Annotated in this window: 18 protein-coding genes; 7 read left to right on the top strand and 11 right to left on the bottom strand. The window is 63.4% G+C overall.

Features of this window, described 5'->3' with window-relative positions; translation table 11 throughout:
* Positions 1–11 precede the first annotated feature (11 nt).
* The 3 genes from E1809_RS09510 to E1809_RS09500 all read right to left on the bottom strand — a co-directional run bounded on the left by E1809_RS09510 (position 12) and on the right by E1809_RS09500 (position 2564).
* On the bottom strand, positions 12–440 hold the full coding sequence (locus E1809_RS09510; protein ID WP_133203992.1) for an HIT family protein: 429 nt from the start codon (positions 438–440) through the stop codon (positions 12–14).
* The gene (locus E1809_RS09505) at positions 437–1600 is read right to left on the bottom strand and encodes an NAD(P)-dependent alcohol dehydrogenase (RefSeq protein WP_133203991.1); all 1164 of its coding nucleotides are present in this window, start codon (positions 1598–1600) and stop codon (positions 437–439) included. The genes E1809_RS09510 and E1809_RS09505 overlap by 4 nt, the downstream gene beginning before the upstream one ends.
* Before the next feature lie 91 nt (positions 1601–1691).
* A complete protein-coding gene (locus tag E1809_RS09500) occupies positions 1692–2564 on the bottom strand; it encodes a sulfurtransferase (RefSeq protein ID WP_133203990.1) in 873 nt (290 codons plus the stop codon).
* Between the two features lie 104 nt (positions 2565–2668).
* Between E1809_RS09500 and E1809_RS09495 the strand changes: the two genes are divergently transcribed.
* Positions 2669–3757, top strand: a complete 1089-nt coding sequence (locus tag E1809_RS09495) for a PLP-dependent cysteine synthase family protein (RefSeq protein ID WP_133203989.1) — start codon at positions 2669–2671, stop codon at positions 3755–3757.
* Between the two features lie 6 nt (positions 3758–3763).
* Here the strand turns inward: E1809_RS09495 and E1809_RS09490 are convergent, their stop codons facing one another.
* Complete coding sequence (locus E1809_RS09490) at positions 3764–4420, bottom strand: MBL fold metallo-hydrolase (protein WP_133203988.1); 657 nt, start codon at positions 4418–4420, stop codon at positions 3764–3766.
* Positions 4421–4529: 109 nt separating this feature from the next.
* Between E1809_RS09490 and E1809_RS09485 the strand changes: the two genes are divergently transcribed.
* Positions 4530–5012, top strand: a complete 483-nt coding sequence (locus tag E1809_RS09485) for a Fur family transcriptional regulator (protein ID WP_133203987.1) — start codon at positions 4530–4532, stop codon at positions 5010–5012.
* Here the strand turns inward: E1809_RS09485 and E1809_RS09480 are convergent.
* The 5 genes from E1809_RS09480 to E1809_RS09460 all read right to left on the bottom strand — a co-directional run bounded on the left by E1809_RS09480 (position 5009) and on the right by E1809_RS09460 (position 10449).
* Positions 5009–5926: a metal ABC transporter permease gene (locus tag E1809_RS09480; protein ID WP_133203986.1), complete on the bottom strand. Its 918-nt coding sequence runs from the start codon at positions 5924–5926 to the stop codon at positions 5009–5011. The two genes, E1809_RS09485 and E1809_RS09480, sit on opposite strands and share 4 nt — an antisense overlap.
* Entirely contained in the window at positions 5926–6741 is an 816-nt protein-coding gene (locus E1809_RS09475; RefSeq protein ID WP_205754150.1) for a metal ABC transporter ATP-binding protein, read from the bottom strand. The genes E1809_RS09480 and E1809_RS09475 overlap by 1 nt, the downstream gene beginning before the upstream one ends.
* 135 nt (positions 6742–6876) lie before the next feature.
* Positions 6877–7818, bottom strand: a complete 942-nt coding sequence (locus tag E1809_RS09470) for a metal ABC transporter solute-binding protein, Zn/Mn family (RefSeq protein WP_133203984.1) — start codon at positions 7816–7818, stop codon at positions 6877–6879.
* 148 nt (positions 7819–7966) lie between these two features.
* Positions 7967–9037 (bottom strand): hemolysin family protein, encoded by a 1071-nt coding sequence (locus tag E1809_RS09465; RefSeq protein WP_133203983.1) that lies wholly within the window; start codon positions 9035–9037, stop codon positions 7967–7969.
* Positions 9034–10449, bottom strand: a complete 1416-nt coding sequence (locus E1809_RS09460; protein ID WP_133203982.1) for a hemolysin family protein — start codon at positions 10447–10449, stop codon at positions 9034–9036. The genes E1809_RS09465 and E1809_RS09460 overlap by 4 nt, the downstream gene beginning before the upstream one ends.
* 566 nt (positions 10450–11015) lie before the next feature.
* On the opposite strand from E1809_RS09460, the gene E1809_RS09455 reads away from it, so the two are divergent.
* The 5 genes from E1809_RS09455 to E1809_RS27970 all read left to right on the top strand — a co-directional run bounded on the left by E1809_RS09455 (position 11016) and on the right by E1809_RS27970 (position 17349).
* Positions 11016–14798 carry a multifunctional oxoglutarate decarboxylase/oxoglutarate dehydrogenase thiamine pyrophosphate-binding subunit/dihydrolipoyllysine-residue succinyltransferase subunit gene (locus tag E1809_RS09455; RefSeq protein ID WP_133203981.1) on the top strand — a complete coding sequence of 1261 codons (3783 nt, stop codon included), beginning with the start codon at positions 11016–11018 and terminating at the stop codon, positions 14796–14798.
* A gap of 134 nt (positions 14799–14932) precedes the next feature.
* The gene (locus E1809_RS09450) at positions 14933–15532 is read left to right on the top strand and encodes a GDSL-type esterase/lipase family protein (RefSeq protein ID WP_133203980.1); all 600 of its coding nucleotides are present in this window, start codon (positions 14933–14935) and stop codon (positions 15530–15532) included.
* Positions 15533–15689: 157 nt separating this feature from the next.
* Positions 15690–16538, top strand: coding sequence for a DUF4097 family beta strand repeat-containing protein (locus tag E1809_RS09445; protein ID WP_133203979.1), 849 nt, complete (start codon positions 15690–15692; stop codon positions 16536–16538).
* Positions 16538–17152, top strand: a complete 615-nt coding sequence (locus E1809_RS09440; RefSeq protein WP_133203978.1) for a PadR family transcriptional regulator — start codon at positions 16538–16540, stop codon at positions 17150–17152. Before E1809_RS09445 ends, E1809_RS09440 begins: the two co-directional genes overlap by 1 nt.
* Before the next feature lie 122 nt (positions 17153–17274).
* Positions 17275–17349 (top strand): 50S ribosomal protein bL37, encoded by a 75-nt coding sequence (locus tag E1809_RS27970; RefSeq protein WP_369299106.1) that lies wholly within the window; start codon positions 17275–17277, stop codon positions 17347–17349.
* 79 nt (positions 17350–17428) lie between these two features.
* On the opposite strand, the gene rsrA is transcribed toward E1809_RS27970, so the two are convergent.
* Complete coding sequence (rsrA, locus tag E1809_RS09435; RefSeq protein WP_133203977.1) at positions 17429–17686, bottom strand: mycothiol system anti-sigma-R factor; 258 nt, start codon at positions 17684–17686, stop codon at positions 17429–17431.
* Positions 17683–18522, bottom strand: coding sequence for a sigma-70 family RNA polymerase sigma factor (locus E1809_RS09430; protein ID WP_374102688.1), 840 nt, complete (start codon positions 18520–18522; stop codon positions 17683–17685). Before E1809_RS09430 ends, rsrA begins: the two co-directional genes overlap by 4 nt.
* Positions 18523–18723: the final 201 nt, after the last annotated feature.

Genomic DNA, 18723 nt, shown 5'->3' with positions numbered 1-18723 from the left:
TGCGAAGCGGTTCAGTCCGCCGGCACGAATTCCGCGTGCCCGGCATCGACCAGTCCGGCGCGGAGCTTCGCCGCGTTGGCATCGAGTACCGCGGGGTCCGGGTGGTGGTCCACCGAACCGAAGTCGAAGTCGGCCAGCGAGTTGGCCGGGAAGACGTGAACGTGGAAGTGCTCCACTTCGAAACCGACCACCGACAGGCCGGCCCGTGGAGCCCCGAACACCTTCACCTGCGCCTGTCCAATGGTTTGCGCCACGGACATGACCTTGCCAAGGAGCTCCGGATCCGAGTCGGTCCAACGATCCACCTCTTGTCGAGGAACCACCAAGGTATGCCCGTCGGTGAGCGGAGCAATGGTCAGGAAAGCCACCACGTCCTCGTCTTTCCAGACGAACCGACCGGGAATCTCGCCGTTGATGATTTTGGTAAACAGGGTGCTCATGCGTCTGCCTTTTCCGAAGGGGTATGGAGTGTCTTGGTATCTAGGACGAAGCGGTATTTCACGTCGCCGGCGACCATGCGGTCGTAGGCGTCGTTGAGCTGGTCCGCGGTGACGATTTCGATGTCGCTCGCGACTCCGTGTTCCGCGCAGAAATCCAGCATTTCCTGGGTCTCGGCAATGCCGCCGATCGACGATCCGACGTAGGCGAGCCGGCGACGCATCAACGAGCCCGGCTTGACCGGCGGCATGTCAGTGGCAGGAAGGCCCAACTGGAAGAGGGCACCGTCCAGGCGCAAGGAACGGAAGTAGGGATCCAGGTCATGCGGAGCCGCCACGGTATCGATGATGAGGTCCACTGTGCGCTCGGCACCCTCCATGGCGTCGCTGTCCGTCGAAAGAATGACGCCATCCGCGCCCAACTCGCGTGCCGCTTCGACCTTGGCCTCCGACGTCGTGAAGACCACCACATGCGCGCCCATCACCTTCGCGAGCTTGACGGCGATGTGGCCCAACCCGCCGAGCCCGACGATTCCCACGACGTCCCCTTCCTCGACATCGAAGTAGCGCAACGGCGAATACGTAGTGATGCCCGCGCAAAGCAGCGGCGCCGCCTCAGCCGGGTCCAGGCTTTCGGGAATGCGAAGGACAAAACGGCGGTCCACGACTACGGAAGTTGAATAGCCCCCCTGCGTGATGGAATCGCCATTCCGGGCGTCCTTCGCCCCGTACGTGCCCACGTTCCCGCGTTCACAGTACTGCTCCAGTCCCTCAAGGCAGCTCTCACACTCGCCGCAGGAGTCCACCAGGCAACCGACGCCCACCCTGTCCCCGGGTGCGAAGTCGTGAATCGCGGAGCCCACGCTGCGGACCCGGCCCACGATCTCGTGTCCCGGGACCAACGGATAATTCCGCATTCCCCATTCACCGCGCGTCGAGTGAACATCGGAGTGGCACAGGCCGCAGAATTCGATCTCGATCTCGACGTCGTCGGGCTTGGGTGCGCGCCGGACGATGGTCAGCGGGACAAGACCGCTCCCGGGAGACGTCGCGCCATAAGCGGCCGCAAGCGTCCGAACGCCGTCGCCGGCCGAACTGGAGTCGGCATCGCCCAAGGTAAGGTGCTTGCCCAAGGGAGGAGGAACAGGTCGTCCGGGAGTCATGGTTCGACGCTACCCCTGCCCCTCATGTTGTGCCACTCTCCGGAAACGGCTCGTAACGCCCCCGATTCGGCGGCTTCACCGGCTGGCGGCTTCACTGGCCGGCGGGGTTCCGGACTTCGGCACGGCCAAGCGGCTCCGCTCCGGTGGCCACGGGGTTGGGCTCGAAGGAAGACCATTGCGAGAAGGAACCCGGGAACAAGGCAGCCTTAATGCCGGCAACCTCCAAGGCAGCGATTTCGTGCGACGCCGTCACCCCTGAACCGCAATACACCGCTACTTTCGTGCCGTCGGCGATCCCAAGCTCCGCGAATCGTGCGCGTAGACCGGCCGAATCCCTGAAGGCGCCGTCGGAGTCGAGGTTTGCTCCGGTGGGCGCACTGATGGCTCCGGGAATATGTCCGGCACGGGGATCGACGGGTTCGATCTCGCCGCGATAGCGCTCGCCGGCGCGGGCGTCGAGGAGGATCCCGTGGCGGTGCCAATCAGCGGCTTCGTCCATGCTGATGGCGGGCATGTGCCCGTGGCCGAGCACTACATTGCCGGGTGCGGGATGGTCCTCGTCCTGCGCCAGCGGATAGCCCGCCGAGCGCCAGGCGCCCAATCCGCCGTCGAGCAGGAAAACCGAATGGAAACCGGCGTCGCGAAGGAGCCACCACAGCCGGGCCGCTGCCATGTTGCCGCTGTCGTCATACGCGACGACGGTATCGCCGTCGTTGACGCCCCACGCCCGCGCGCTTTGCTGAAGGGCAGCCGTCTTCGGCAAAGGATGGCGGCCTTCGCCTTCGGCGGTGGGATCGGCCAGCTCGTTGTGCAAGTCGACGTAGACGGCGCCTGGGATGTGCCCCTGCCGGAAGTGCGAATGGCCGTGCGGATCGCCCAGCACCCATCGGACATCAAGAAGTACCGTCCGCAGGCCCGCATCCATGCGGTTTTTGAGGGTGTCTGCGTCCATCAGGGTGGCCATCAAATCTCCTTCGTCGAGCCGGTCCGGAAAGTCTGCCGCCGTGCGGTTCCCGGCCGCCTACCAGCCTATCCCCCGCTGGCCCGCGCCGCCGGTAGGCTGAGTCGATGAGCATTCCGCGCAACCAGGACCGGGCATGGGCCAACGAGGCGATCCGACGGATCGAAGCCGAGAACAACCGATCCGCGGACACCCACCTGTACGCGGTTCCCCTTCCCGAACACTGGGGCGTCCAGTTGTATTTCAAGGACGAATCCACGCACCGCTCCGGAAGCCTCAAGCATCGATTGGCCCGCTCGCTCTTCCTCTATGGCTTGGTCAACGGATGGATCAGCGAAGGAACAACCATCGTTGAAGCGTCCAGCGGCAGCACCGCGGTGTCTGAAGCGTATTTTGCCCGGCTCATCGGCCTGCCCTTCATTGCCGTCATGACCAGGACCACCAGTCCGGAGAAAATCGCGCTCATCGAGGAATTCGGAGGCGCTTGCCTCCTCGTGGACCACGCCTCGGAAGTCTACGAAGCGGCCGAAAACGTCGCCCGGACCACTGGCGGCTACTACATGGACCAATTCACGTTTGCCGAGCGCGCAACCGACTGGCGGGGTAACAACAACATCGCGGAATCGATCTTCGAACAACTTGCCCTCGAAGAGCACCCCGTCCCCGAGTGGATCGTCGTAGGCGCCGGGACCGGCGGGACGAGCGCGACGATCGGGCGCTACTTGAGGTACCACCGCCATGGCACCCGCCTTGCCGTGGTCGATCCGGAGAATTCGGCCTTCTACCCGGGCTGGCGTGACGGCCTGCAGGACCATTCCACCGGCATGCCGTCACGGATCGAAGGAATTGGCCGGCCTCGCATGGAACCCAGTTTTGTCCCGGCCGTCATCGACACGATGATCCAGGTGCCCGACGCCGCGTCGATCGCCGGCATGCGCTACCTGCAGCGATTGGCCGGTCTTCGCGCCGGGCCGTCCACGGGAACCAACCTCTGGGGCGTCTGCAAGCTGGTGTCGGCCATGGTCGCCGAGGGAAAGCGCGGTAGTGTCGTCTCCCTGATGTGCGATGCCGGCGAACGGTACGAAGGCAGCTACTACAATCCGGAGTGGCTGGCAGAACGCGGCCTGGATCCAGCGCCGTATGAGGCCGTCCTCGCCGGGTTCTTCGAGGACGCCTCCTGGCCTGGCGATATGTAAGCCCGGCTAAACCTCCACCGAATCCATGGGCGACAACCGCGCATACGTGGTGCCGTATTTTGCGCCGATGCGGGTGACGTGGGCTTCGACCAACCCGCGCCCGAGTTCGTTGAGCAGGCCGTCGTGGACGGGATACGCCTTCGGCGCCCGCACGGATATGACGAAGTCCACTACTTCCCCCACTTTCGACCACGGCGCATGGATGGGGACCAGGAGGGTCTTGACGTCGATGCCGTCCGGAACTACGAAAGAGTCCCCCGGGTGGAAGACATTCTCGTCCACGAGGTAACCGATATTGGCGACAACTGGAATCTGGGGGTGGATCAGTGCGTGCTGGCCGCCAAAGGAACGGATTGCAAACCCGCCGGCGTCAAAGGAGCTTCCGGGCTCGACGGCGTGTACCCGGCCGCCGCCGTCGCCCGCCTTGTCCGCAAGCTGGGAAGCGACGCCCGAAGGCGCGTGCACGTGGAGTTCCGGATTGTCCCTGAGCGCCTCGACGACGGCGTCGACGTCCACATGGTCCGCATGCTCGTGGGTGATGAGTACGAAGTTGGCACCCGCGAGCGCCTCCCCCGTTTCCGAGTACGCGCCGGGATCGATCACAAGGACCTGGTTGTCCTTCTCCAGGCGGACACAAGCGTGGGTGAACTTGGTGAGCTTCATGCAGCCAGCCTAGGTGCGGGCGCGCGACGGTGTCCACGAACCCGCGTCCGTAAAGGTCCGGCTGGTAATCTTGGTGCTTGCGAATGTCCACACCGAAATGAGTTCACGAATGTCACAGGGCGCCAAAGCCGCCACGTCCGGGCCCTCTGCCCAGTCGCTTCCGGTTGCGAAGGAACCCGCCGTCAAGGAGCAGCGGGTCACCAAGCAGCGCTTGGCCGTCAGTGCCGCCCTCGATGAACTGGATGACTTCGTCAGCACCCAGGAGCTCTACCGCCTGCTTCAAAACAAGGGTGTCTCGGTGTCTTTGGCAACGGCCTACCGCATTTTGCAATCCCTCGCGGACGACGGCCTGATCGATGTCCTTCGCAACGCCGACGGCGAAGCGGTCTACCGCCGTTGCGCCGTCACCGGCCACCACCACCACTTGCTGTGCCGCAATTGCGGAAGGGCCGTCGAGGTGGAAGCTCCCGCCGTCGAAACCTGGGCAGCCCGGGTGGCCGCCGAAAACGGCTACACGGAAGTTGCGCACACGGTGGAAGTTTTTGGCCTCTGCCCTGATTGCACCGCGAAGAAAGCCGCCGGCCAGCTCTAGCCGGCTACCGCCCGGTCTTCGGCCGGGCGCCCCGCGGCCTGTAACGGGATCCCGGTCCTTCCGTTGATCCCCCGTTTGGTGCGGACGTTGCCGATGATCCGGCACACCACGTAGATCAAGAACGACAACGTGGTGACGTAGGGGCTGATCGGAATCCTGCTTCCGAGCGCCAACAGAATGCCGCCCACGGTAGATGCGGTCGCAAACAGGACACTCAGCAAGACCACAAGACGTGGTGAGGTTGTCACCCTCAGCGCGGCAGCCGCCGGAGTGATCAGCAGCGCGAGGACCAGCAACGCGCCCACGATCTGGATGGACAAGGCGACACTGATCCCGAGCAAAACCATGAAAGCGATCGCCAGGCCCCGCACGGGCACTCCCCTGGCTTCTGCCATTTCGGGGTCGACGCTGGCAAAATTGAGCGGCCGCCACAGGATGGCGAGGGCGATCATGACCACAACGGCGGTGCCTGCGAGCATCTGCAACTGCACCGTATCAACGGACACGATCTGGCCGGTCAAGAGCCCGAACTTGTTGGCCGCCCTGCCTTGGTACAGGGCCAGGAACAAGATTCCCAAGCCGAGGCCGAACGGCATGATGACGCCGATGATCGAATTCTTGTCCCGCGCCCGGACTCCCATGAGTCCCAGCAGGAGCGCGGCCGCAACGGAACCGGCAAGTGATCCGAAAATGATGTCGGCCCCCACCAACAGGGCGAATGCTGCACCCGCGAACGACAATTCGGAGATGCCGTGGACCGCGAACGCGAGGTCGCGCTTCATGACGAAAGTGCCGACGAGCCCGCCGAGGAGCCCGAGCACGGCGCCCGCCCAGATGGAGTTCTGCACGAGGGCCAGCAGTTCGCCGTAGTCCTCGAAGTTGAAGATGGTGTGCAGGATGTCGCCGAAGTCCATCAGTGCCCCTCCTCCACACCGGAGTGTGCGTCGTCGTGGTAGTGGGTGGTCGCATCCGGCAGGCCGACGACGACGATCCTGCCGTTCGCGCGGATGACTTCCACGTGGCTGTTGTACAGATCGGAGAGGACCTCGGTGGTCATGACTTCCTCGGGCGTCCCCACCCTGAACCTGCCGCCCGCGAGGTAGAGGACCCTGTCCACGTATTCGATGACGGGGTTGATTTCGTGTGTCACGAAGACCACCGCGCTGTTCCGTTCGCGGCATTGCCGGTTGATGAGTGCACTCACGGCCTGCTGGTGGTTCAAGTCGAGGGACAGGAGGGGTTCGTCGCAAAGCAGCAATTCGGGCTCGGTAGCCAGTGCCTGAGCGACCCGGAGCCTTTGTTGCTCGCCGCCTGACAATTGGCCGACCGGCACCTTCGCATAGTCCCGTGCGCCCACGAGGTCCAAGAGTCCATCGACCCGTTCATTGACGATCCTGGAGTTCAGCCGGAGACCCCAGCGATGGCCGTCAACGCCCAGTGCCACAAGGTCACGCGCACGGAGCGGAGTGTCCGCGGCAAAGGACTTCTGCTGAGGTATGTAACCGATTTTGCGGCTCCCCCTTTCCACTGGACGGCCGCCCACGGTCGCCGTTCCGGAGTGGAGGCGTTGGAGGCCCAGGAGGACTTTGAGGAAACTGGACTTACCGCTGCCGTTCGGACCGAGCACGGCGAGGAACTCGCCTGCCCGGAGGTCGACGTCGAGATCCTTCCACAAAGCCCTTTGGCCGAACTGGAGGCCCGCGCCGCGAAGGCTCACTACCGGTGTCAAAAAATTCCTCGATCCATGGGGAAACCCCTCCCTTCGGACAGCAGTGCCCCGCGTCCGCCCTGTACATCTTAGGACGATCGCGGGGCCTGGCGGCTTACAGTCTTACCGCCCGTCGTTGTGCCGGCCAGCGCAGCCTTACTTGTTCAGCGCAGCAACAACATTGCCTACGTTGTCATTCATCCAGGAGAGGTAGTCCTTCCCTTCCGGAAGCGTCTCGGTGAAGCCGACCACAGGGACGCCCGCGGCGTTCGCCGCGGCCTTCAGCTTTTCCGTTTCGACGCCGGACGTCTGTTCGTTGTATGCGAGGAAACGGACAGACTTCGAGGAAATCAGGTCATCGGTTTCCTTGACGGCCGCGGGCGGGACGTCGGACCCTTCCTCGATCGCGTGGCTGAACGCCTCTGGGGTCTTGTTCTCCAGTCCGGCAGCCTCGAGGAGGTAGCCGGGGACGGGTTCGGTGATCGCGACGGGGAGTCCACCCCTGGACGATTTGATCGCGGCTACTTTCGCATCCAGCCCTGCGAGGGAGGACTTGAACTTGTCCGCGTTGGCGGCAAAGGTCTTGGCGTCTGCCGGATCCAGGGCTCCCAGCTTGGCTGACACCGCGTCCGCCACCTTGCCCATGGCGTCGAAGTTGTACCAGACGTGCTCGTTGAAGCCTTCCGGTACATTCGTCGAGCCGCCGGTGGTCGAGGCGGGCAAGAGGCCTGAAACGTTGACGGCCACGATGACGTCGTCGGCCGGAACCTTGGTGCCGTCAAGCAGTTTGGTAAAGAAATCGTCGTAGCCTGCGCCATTGCCGATTACCAGCTTCGCCTTGGAAACCGCCAACTTGTCCTGTGTGCTCGCCTCGTAGGAGTGCGGATCCTGGCTTGTCTTGCTGATGATCGATGTCACGGACACTTTATCCCCGCCGACGCTCTTCGCTATGTCCCCGTACACGCTCGTCGAAGCGACCACGTCGATCGCGCCGGAGGACGACGACGGCGCCGTGGCGGCCGGAGCCCCGCACGCGGAGAGCAGGACGGCAAGGCCGGCGGATGCGGCAAGGGAAAGACGGACGGCGGCGAGACGCACGGGATACCTCGGATCTACTCATATGAGAATGAAGCACAATAGCTGGCTCAACGAGTGTATCGATAAATAGGAATGATTCCTATTTAGAACCGGAAGTCCGCGCCAGCCAAGCCGGCCGGCGCGGACCACCGCGAAAGAATGGCGGCAACTAGGCGGGCGCCTGGCCGCCTAGCCTCCGGATTCCCGTTGCCTGCGTGGCGTCGCGGATCTCGCCTACCAATTGCTCGATGACATCCTCAAGGAACAGCACGCCCAGTGTCGATCCGCCCTGGCCAACCACACGGCCAAGGTGCGAACCGGTCCGCTGCATCACGGACATCGCATCTTCGATCTCGTCGTCCGGGGCGAGATTCACAAGCGACCTGACACGGCTTTCGGCGATGGGGTGGCGGCGTCCTTCCTCCGGTATGGACAGCACGTCCTTGATGTGCACGTAACCCGTCAGCTCGCCGTCGTCGTCCAGAACCGGGAACCTCGAAAAGCCGGTACGGCTGACCGCCTTCTCCAATTGCCGCGGAGTGGACCCCGGCTTGAGCATCACGAGCTTGTCGAGCGGAACCATGATGTGCGCGGCGGTGTGCTCGGAAAATTCCAGCGCGCCGCTCAGCAAACCGGCGTCGTCGTCCACAAGCCCGTGGCGCGTCGATTCGAGCACGATCGACTGCACCTCTTCGAGCGTGAAGGAGGAGGTCACTTCGTCCTTCGGTTCGATCCGCATGAGCCGCAGGATGTGGTTGGCCGACCAGTTCAACGTCCAAATAACAGGTTTGACGAACCGTGCAATATGGACCAACGGAGGTGCGAGCAACAGCGCCGCCTTGTCCGCCACCGAAACCGAAATGTTCTTGGGGACCATCTCACCGAAAGTCACGTGCAGGAACGTGACAGCCAGGAGGGCAATGGCGAATGCGACGACGTCTGCCAGCTCGACCGGGACGCCTACCGATCCCAACGGCCCGGCCAGCAAATGGTGGATGGCGGGCTCAGCCACTTGGAGGATCAGCAAGGAACACACGGTGATGCCCAATTGGGCACACGCCAACATGAGCGAGACGCTCTCCATCGCGCGCAAGGTTGTCTGCGCCCGTTTGGATCCTCCGCGTGCCAAAGGCTCGATCTGGCTCCGCCTCGCTGACATCACGGCAAACTCTGCCCCGACGAAGAAGGCGTTGCCGATCAGGAGCACCACAAGCCATAGGATCCCTGCCCAGTCGCTCATGCTGCACGCCCCTTCCGGGCGCCCTTGCCGGGCACCCTGCTGACTGCACTGCGGCCTGGACTTCCGACGGCGGGCGCCGGAACGTTATTGGCGTCCGCACGGTCCTCGCCCGGTTCCCCAGTCGCCGGCTTGAAGCAGATACGGTCGATCCGCCGGCCGTCCATCCGGGTGACCGACAGCGTCCCGCCGCCGGCCTCCACGACGTCGCCGACAACGGCGATACGCCCCAATTGGCTCATGACGTATCCGCCGACTGTCTCATACGCCGGATCATCGGGAACAGTGAGTCCGGGGATCTGTTCACTCACCTCGTCCGGGCGAAGGAGGCCAGGGAAGTACCAGTCGCCGGAGGCGCTTTGCAGCAATCCAGGCCGGACCTTGTCGTGTTCGTCCGCCACTTCACCAACGATTTCCTCCACAAGGTCCTCCAGCGTTGCGATACCCGCGGTTCCGCCGTACTCGTCAAGCACGACAGCGAGCTGCAGGTTCCCTTCGCGAAGTTCCAGGAGCAGGGCGTCAAGATGGATCGTTTCGGGGACGCTCAGGACGTCGGACATGATGGCTCCGGCTTCGACGCCGCCGCGACGTTCCGAGGGGACGGCGACGGCTTTCTTGATGTGCACGACGCCACGGATGTCGTCGGCAGAGTCCCCGATCACGGGGAAACGCGAGTAGCCGGTACGCCGCGCGGCGTCGATGATGTCCGAAACCGGTTGGTCGGCGTCGATCGTTTCCATGCGGATCCGCGGGGTCATGACGTCCGCGGCCGTGCGCGCCGAAAAGTTCAATGTCCGGGCGACAAAGTTTGCCGTCCCGGCGTCGAGGGTTCCCAGCTCCGCCGAACGGCGCACCAAGGATGCCAACTCCGACGGCGAACGAGCGCCCGAAATCTCCTCCTTGGCTTCAAGCCCCATGAGGTTGAGGACCTTGTTGGAAAAGCCGTTGAGCACCACGATGGCGGGCTTGAACACTGCGGTAAAGATCAATTGCGGCCTCGCCAGTGTCCTTCCGAGCGGAAATGCCAAGGCGATGGCCATGTTCTTCGGCACGAGTTCACCGATCAGCATCGACAGGCCTGTGGCGATCGCCATGGCGATGACGAGCGACACGGACTGGGCCGCTGCCGCGGGCAGCCCAATCAAGAGCAATGGCCCGCGCAAGAGGAAGCCAACCGAGGGCTCCATGACGAACCCCGTGAGCAACGTGGTCAGGGTGATACCCAGTTGGCAGCTTGAAAGCTGGGTGGAGAGCGACTTGAGGCAGGCAAGAAGCGCGATGGCCGCGTGGTCGCCGCGGTCTACGGCCCGCTGGACGGTCGCTTGGTCGAGAGCGACCAGGGAGAATTCGACGGCGACAAAAAAGCCGGTCCCCACGATCAAAAGCAGGCCGGCAAGAAGGAGGAGCCACTCCATTATTGGCCACCACCGAAGCGGACGGGCGGCTTGGCTGGCATGAGTGAAGGCGGCTGGAGAGAAAGTGGCTGAAGTGAAATTACCGGAAGGCGGCGGGCCGTTTGGCCCGGCGGGGGTTGGTCGGACGCAGCGGATGATCTATCCGCCGACCTGCCGGCCTGAAGCTCCGGGGTGCGATGGGCATGTGAACGGGTATTGCCGGCTCGGCGAGTGTGCTGCAGGGAGATTGCCAATCGACGTCCCCCGCAGTTCCCAGGCCGGCACCTAGAATTACTGTCCATAAGAATCCCAGTCTACAGTCCGGCGGACCGGGACACTCACGCGCGCTTTGATGGCCGGAGCCAGGCAATTCGCCGTCAAAAACGATGCTCTCCGGGCACCGTTGCGGAGCTTCCTCCGGATCGGCATGATTTAGGTCACCACTATTGGCAGTTACCCGTCGCTCGTCACTAGACTGGCTAGGGTCTGAGTTCGCGGGACCCAGACCCTGGCCCGCTGTTTGCACCCCCTGCACCTACCTACCGGGCCAGCTGGAAATCAACACTCATGGAAGAGGCGTATTTCAAGTGCCAGAGCAGCCAACCCACCGTCTACCCGAGGAATTTGGCGGAAACGAGTGGCTCGTTGACGAACTGTACGAGCGGTACCAACAGGACAAGAATTCAGTCGACGCCAAGTGGTGGCCCCTGTTTGAGTCTTTCGATACCGCTGACGGCACTTCCTCCAACGGAACCTCCGCTCCTGTGAATCCTCCCACTCGCGAACTTCCCGTCGTGGCCCCGGCCGCAGCAACGGCAACGGCGCCGGCTGCTCCCGCTGCGGCCCCGGCCGCAGCTCCTGCCCCTGCTGCACCGGCCAAGAAGGCACCGGCCACTGTCGCCAAAGACGGCGCTCAGAAGCCCGCCGAAGGCCAGGCCCAGCCGATCCCCGCACAGCTCCCCAAGAGCACCAAGGCCCCCACTCCGCCGGAAGAGGACGTCGTCTCCGTCCTTCGCGGACCCGCGAAGGCCATCGCTTCCAACATGGTGACGAGCCTCGAGGTTCCCACCGCAACGAGCGTCAGGGCCGTCCCCGCCAAGCTCCTGATCGACAACCGCGTTGTCATCAACTCCAACCTTGCCCGCGCCCGCGGCGGCAAGGTTTCCTTCACGCACCTCATCGGCTACGCAGTTGTCCGCGCGTTGTCGCAGTTCCCGTCGATGAACGTCTACTACGACGAAGTGGACGGCAAGCCCGTCGCTGTGCAGCCCGCGCACGTCAATTTCGGCATCGCGATCGACATGCCCAAGCCGGATGGCACCCGCCTTTTGATGGTCCCCAACATCAAGAAGGCCGAGACCATGAACTTCGCGGAGTTCTGGCACACCTACGAAGACCTCATCAAGCGCGCCCGCAACGGCAAGCTCACCGCTGACGACCACGCGGGCACCACGGTCTCCCTGACCAACCCGGGCGGCATCGGCACCGTGCACTCCGTGCCGCGCCTCTCCAAGGGCCAGGCTGCAATCATCGGCGTCGGCGCCCTTGACTACCCCGCTGAGTGGCAGGGCGCGAGCGAGAAGATCATTGCCCAGAACGCCATCAGCAAGATCCTCACGCTGACGTCCACCTACGACCACCGCGTCATCCAGGGCGCGGGCAGCGGTGAATTCCTCAAGCTCGTCCACCAGCTGCTCCTCGGCGCACAGAACTTCTACGACGAAATCTTCGAAGCCCTGCGCATCCCCTACGAGCCGGTCCGTTGGAGCCCCGACCTCCAGGTCGATCCCGCCGACGAAATCAACAAGGTCGCCCGCATCCAGCAGCTGATCCACTCGTACCGCGTGCGCGGCCACCTCATGGCGGACACCAATCCGCTTGAATACGTCCAGCGCAAGCACGCCGACCTTGACGTCCTGACCTACGGCCTGACCTTGTGGGACCTCGACCGCGAATGGCCCACGGGCGGCTTCGGCGGCAAGCCGATGCTCAAGTTCCGCGACATCCTCGGTGTCCTCCGCGACGCCTACTGCCGGACCACGGGCATCGAATACATGCACATCCAGGAACCGGCGGAACGCAAGTGGTTCCAGGACCAGCTTGAGCACCCGTACTCGAAGCCGAGCCGCGAAGAGCAGCTGCGGATCGTCTCCAAGCTCAACGCGGCCGAGGCCTTCGAAACCTTCCTGCAGACCAAGTTCGTGGGCCAGAAGCGATTCTCCCTCGAAGGCGGCGAGTCCCTGATCCCGCTCTTGGACACGATCATCTCCGACGCCGCCGACGACGGCCTCGACGAGGTCGCCATCGGCATGGCCCACCGCGGCCGCCTCAACGTGTTGACCAACATCGCCGGCAAGACCTACGCCCAGGTGTTCCGCGAGTTCGAAGGCACCCAGGACCCCCGCTCGGTCCAGGGCTCCGGCGACGTCAAGTACCACCTCGGCACCGAAGGCACCTTCACCTCGGACAACGGCAATGAGACCAAGGTCTACCTGGCCGCCAACCCGTCGCACCTCGAAGCTGTGGACTCCGTGCTCGAAGGCATTGTCCGCGCCAAGCAGGACCGCTTGGACCAGGGCGAAGTCTTCCCGGTGCTGCCCATCATGGTGCACGGTGACGCGGCATTTGCCGGCCAGGGCGTCGTGGCGGAAACCCTCAACCTGTCCCAGCTGCGCGGTTACCGCACGGGTGGAACCATCCACGTCATCGTGAACAACCAGGTCGGCTTCACTACCGCACCGTCGTCGTCGCGTTCTTCCACGTACTCCACCGACGTCGCCAAGATGATCCAGGCTCCCGTCTTCCACGTCAATGGAGACGACCCCGAGGCCGTGGTGCGCATCGCGCAGCTCGCCTACGAGTTCCGCCAGCGCTTCCACAAGGACGTCATTGTGGACATGGTGTGCTACCGCCGCCGTGGCCACAACGAGGGCGACGACCCCTCGATGACCCAGCCGCTCATGTACAACCTGATCGAAGCCAAGCGCTCCGTCCGCAAGCTCTACACGGAATCCCTCATCGGCCGTGGCGACATCACCGAGGACGAAGCCGAGCAGTTGCTGCGCGACTACCAGGAACGCCTTGAGCGGGTCTTCGCCGAGACCCACGCGGCCCAGACCTCGCCGATCCCGATCATCACGGCGGATTCCGCCGCGGTCTCCGACATCGAGCGTCCCATTGCCCAGCAGGCAGACTCCGGTACCAGCGCTCCGGCATCCACCGCCATTTCGGCCGAGAAGCTCCAAAGGATCGGCCAGGCCCACCTGGACATTCCGGAGGACTTCACGGTGCACTCGAAGCTCAAGCAGCTCCTTGAGAAGCGCGAGCAGATGTCCCGCGAAGGCGGAATCGACTGGGGCTTCGGTGAAATCGCAGCCTTCGGTTCGCTCATCATGGAAGGCGTTCCCGTCCGCCTCGCAGGCCAGGACTCGCGCCGTGGAACCTTCGTGCAGCGCCACGCTGTTTTCCACGACCGCGTCAACGGCAATGAGTGGATGCCCCTCGCCAACTTGAGCGACGACCAAGCCAAGCTGTGGATCTACGACTCCTTGCTGTCCGAATACGCGGCAATGGGCTTCGAATACGGCTACTCGGTGGAACGCCCGGATGCCTTGGTGCTCTGGGAGGCCCAGTTCGGCGACTTCGTCAACGGCGCACAGACCATCATCGACGAGTTCATCTCCTCGGCCGAGCAGAAGTGGGGCCAGCGCTCTTCCCTCATCCTGATGCTTCCGCACGGCTACGAAGGACAGGGACCGGACCACTCGTCCGCCCGCATCGAGCGCTTCCTGCAGCTTTGCGCTGAAGACAACATGATTGTTGCCAACCCGACCACGGCGGCATCGCACTTCCACCTGCTGCGCCGCCAGGCCTACAGCCGTCCGCGCAAGCCGCTGATCATCTTCACCCCGAAGCAGCTCCTGCGCCTCAAAGGCGCGGCGTCGTCGGTGGAGGACTTCACCACGGGCGGCTTCAACCCGGTCATCGGCGAACACGAACAGTTCGATGCCCAGAAGGTTGATCGTGTCATCCTGGTTTCGGGCCGCTTGTACTACGACCTCCTGTCGAGCCGCCAGAAAACCGGCGACACGTCTACGGCGATCATTCGTGTTGAGCAGCTTTACCCGTTGCCGGCGGAACAGATCGAGGCCGAGCTGGCCAAGTACCCGAACGCAGAGGTCGTCTGGGCACAGGACGAGCCCGCCAACCAGGGTCCGTGGCCGTTCATCGGCCTGAACCTGCCGCAGCACCTGAACCGCGGGGTCCGCCTTGTCTCGCGTCCGGCGTCGGCGTCCACCGCGGCCGGTTCCATGAAGCGGCACAGCGCCGAGCAGGCCACCTTGCTCAAGCAGGCTTTCGAGCGCAACTAAAACGGCGACTGCCCGGCTGGAGGTTCAATACCCGCTTCCAGCCGGGCAGTTCTGTTTAATGGATAAGTGTTCGGCGATCCCGCCGCCCGGCCGGACACAGTGCATGGACCGCGACGTTTGGTGAAGAGGTAACTGTGGAAGACAGGAAGCTGCGCATCGCAGCTGTAGGTGATGAACTACTCGCCGGGCTCGGTGATCCCCGAGCCTTGGGCTGGCTTGGAAGGGTGCTCGCACGTACACCCCAGGACTCCGTGCTGGTGGAGAGCTATTCCCTGCCCTGCCCCATGGAGGGGACGGAAGGCCTCGCGGCCCGCTGGATGGACGAGGCTGGGCGGCGTTTCAGCGATATCCATGAGAACCGCTTGGTGATCGGCTTGTCCTGCCGGGACATTGAATTCGGCATCTCGACTGCGCGCAGCCGGCTCAACCTGGCCAATATCCTGGACGGAGCTTCCCACAGCAGCATCGAAGTATTCGTCGTCGGTCCACCGCCGACGTTGGATCCCGCGAAGAACCGCCGGATCGCGGAGCTCAACGCTGCGTTCGCTGACGTCACTACACGTCGCAACCACCAGTATGTGGATACGTTTTCTCCCTTGCTCAACCATGAACAATGGCGCACCGACCTCGCGGCGAATGGCGGCACTCCGGGCCAGGCGGGATACGGCCTGATGGCCTGGCTCGTGCTGCACCGCGGTTGGTTCCAATGGTTGCGGATTTCCCAGCCGGAATAGGCTCATAGAGAGCCGACCCGAAAGACAAAAGGCGGATGCGAAGAAGGCACGGACCACGCGGTCCGTGCCTTCTTTCGCGCCCGAACCCCTTGCGGATCCCAAAAACGCGATATATCGTGAACTTGTCAACGCGATATATCGCATTTCTGGAGGGGTCATGTCAGAAGAGAACTGGACCGTCACCGGTCCGCAGACCATAGACGTCGACGGCGTCCGCTCACTCAAACTCGGGATCGTCAAGGGCCGCTTCGACGTCGTAACGCACGACGAAACGACAACGAGGGTCGAAATCTCCGAAATCGCGGGTGATCCGTTGAGTGTCACGCTCATCGACGGCAGGCTCGAAGTCCGCCACCAGCTTCACGGTCCGCAAGGATGGTTCCGCAACCTCATGGGAACGGTCAACAACACGAGTACCAACACGGTCGTCATCAGCATTGCGTTGCCGGTCGGCGTCGATGTGGAAGCCGGAACCGTGAGCGGCGACGGGATGGTTTCCGGCGTCGAAGGCAATATCCGCCTCAATACCGTTTCCGGTTCCGTGCTCGCTGACGGTACCCACGGCGAGCTCCACGTCAACACGGTCAGCGGCGAGGTCATCGCGAGGAACCATGACGGCGTCATGACCGCCAAGAGCGTCTCCGGCGAAGTGACGGCGTCGGGCGACTTCAAGAACATCCGAGCCACCACGGTCAGCGGCGACCTCAGTTTCGATCTCCACGGCTACACCCGGGACTTCGGCGGCAATTCGGTGTCCGGCGACATCACTATCCGACTTCCGCGGGACATTGGAGTGGACGTGACCGCCAAATCGGCGAGCGGGACGGTCGTCATCGACAACCAGCGATTCATTCAGCCGGGCAGCAAGATCCAGACGATCGCAGGTCCGGACGAAAAGCTCATGGTAGTGCGCACGAACTCCGTGTCAGGCAAGACATACATCCTCCACAGCACCGGGCCGAATTCCGGAAACACCCGTCCCCAACCGGAGGAAGAGGGTATCTGATGCCTCCCGTTTTCGCCCACGGGGCCTTGAGGCTGTATCTGCTGGCACTCCTCGAGTCCGGTCCCAAACATGGCTACGAGCTCATCAAAGCCCTTGGTGAACGCTTCGGCGGCACGTACTCCCCCAGCGCGGGCACCATCTACCCCAGGCTTGGCAAACTGGAGGAAGAAGGACTGGTGGCCACAAGCAGCGATGGCCGCCGGACCAACTACTCGATCACAGCTGCCGGACTCGCGGAACTCAACAACCGGCGGCAGGAACTGGCCGACGTCGAAGACAGCATTTCGGCCTCCGTGAGGCGGCTGGCCGACGACCTGCGCGAAGACATCCGCAACAACATGCGTGGACTGCGAGCCGACCTGGCCGCCACTGCTGAGGCTGCCCGCGCGAACGCGAAAACCACGGAATCCCAACCCCGGTCACGGACCTACTCGCCAGAGGGCGACCGTGTCCTCAAGGAAGCCGAGCTCATGGTCCAGTCGTTCCGCGACGACATCCGCGTCGAGCTGCGCAAGCACGCCGGCTCCATGCCTTTGACTCCAGTCGCCCTCGAAACCGTGCGGACCGTCCTCGACCAGGCACGGATCTCCATCCGGAATTCCTTGCGGAGCTGAGCTGGATCCGGCATGGCGACGCCGGTCCGCGAGGCAACGGACCCGGTTCGCGGCGCGACCCCCGGATGTGGGAGACTGGAGGGCAGCTTTGTTGAGTATCAAAGAATCTAAGGAGGCCAGCTATGAGCAAGCGTGCACGTAAGCGTCGTGACCGTAAGCGCGGCGGCGCAAACCACGGCAAGCGTCCCAACACCTAAGCCTGCGGCTTAGCGTAAGACTTAATGCGGAGGGCCCCGGAAACCATGAGGTTTCCGGGGCCCTTGCCGTTCCGGGAGCTTAGACGTCCACCGTATTCATCGCGTGGATCTTGTCCAGGATCGAGTTCTTGAGGTTCTCGGGAGCAGCCTCGGTGCAAGATCGCTTGACGACCGTGCGGATAACGCACTCGAGGTCATACTGCTCCGTGCACTCCGGGCAGCTGTCCAGATGCTCTTTGATCTCCGCGATATCTTCCCGCGTCAACGCACCGTCGAGGTACTCGTAGATACGCTGCATCCGAGCATCGTCGCAGTCGCCCAATCCTTGGCAGCTCATTTCCTTTTCTCCTGTTTTTTGCTTTCGGCCGCACCCGTGGCCAAGGCCTTTTCTTCGGTGGCGGCGTTGATTCCCCGGTCGGCGGCGTAGTCCGCCAGCAGATCGCGCAGCATCTTCCGGCCGCGGTGAAGCCGGGACATGACCGTTCCGATCGGGGTGTTCATGATGTCTGATATTTCCTTGTACGCGAAGCCTTCGACGTCCGCGAAGTACACCGCGAGCCGGAATTCCTCCGGGATGGACTGCAGCGCGCGTTTGACGTCCGAGTCCGGCAAGTGGTCCAGTGCTTCCGCCTCCGCCGAGCGCAAGCCTGTGGACGAGTGCGACTCCGCCCGCGCCAGCTGCCAGTCTTCGATCGTGTCCGAGTTCGACTGCAGCGGCTCACGCTGCCGCTTCCTGTAAAGGTTGATGTAGGTGTTGGTCAGGATGCGGTAAAGCCACGCCTTGAGGTTGGTCCCCGGCTTGTACTGGTGGAAGGCAGAGAAGGCCTTGGTGTAGGCCTCCTGGACGAGGTCCTCTGCGTCGGAAGGGTTCCTGGCCATGCGCATGGCAGCCGAATAGAGCTGGTCCACATATTGCATGGCGTCGCGCTCAAAACGCGCGCGCCGCTGTCCGGGAGTCTCGCTTGCAAAGTCCACCGCAGTCTCGACGGCGGCCTCTACAATTGCGTCGTTGCCGGACGGCGTGTCCGCGGCCTCCATCGCTGCTTCATACATGGCCGCTGCGGCCGGATCCTTGGTGCTCATTGCATCCAAGTCTACTGTCACCCTCCGCGGGTCCATTGGCGCCTCACGGCCGGGGGCCAAGTGCTCCTCGCGGTCCTTCACCAAGGCCAAGAAACCATCTCCACTCATTCGCACGATGTGACTTGCAAGCGCACCGCGGCGCACCACAACCGAAGGTCCAGCCCGTGCCGCACCTTCTACTCACAACGGCAGGCATCGGGCAAATATTCCGCAAAGATGCAAGACTAGGACCGACTGCTCCGGTGAACCGCGCACAAATTACGGAACGCGGAAGCAGCACCACCTGAAAAC

The sequence above is a fragment of the Arthrobacter terricola genome (assembly GCF_004354015.1).
GTDB lineage: Bacteria > Actinomycetota > Actinomycetes > Actinomycetales > Micrococcaceae > Arthrobacter > Arthrobacter terricola.
Note: the sequence above shows the minus strand (reverse complement) of the source record. Positions and strands in the feature narration are given on the sequence as shown.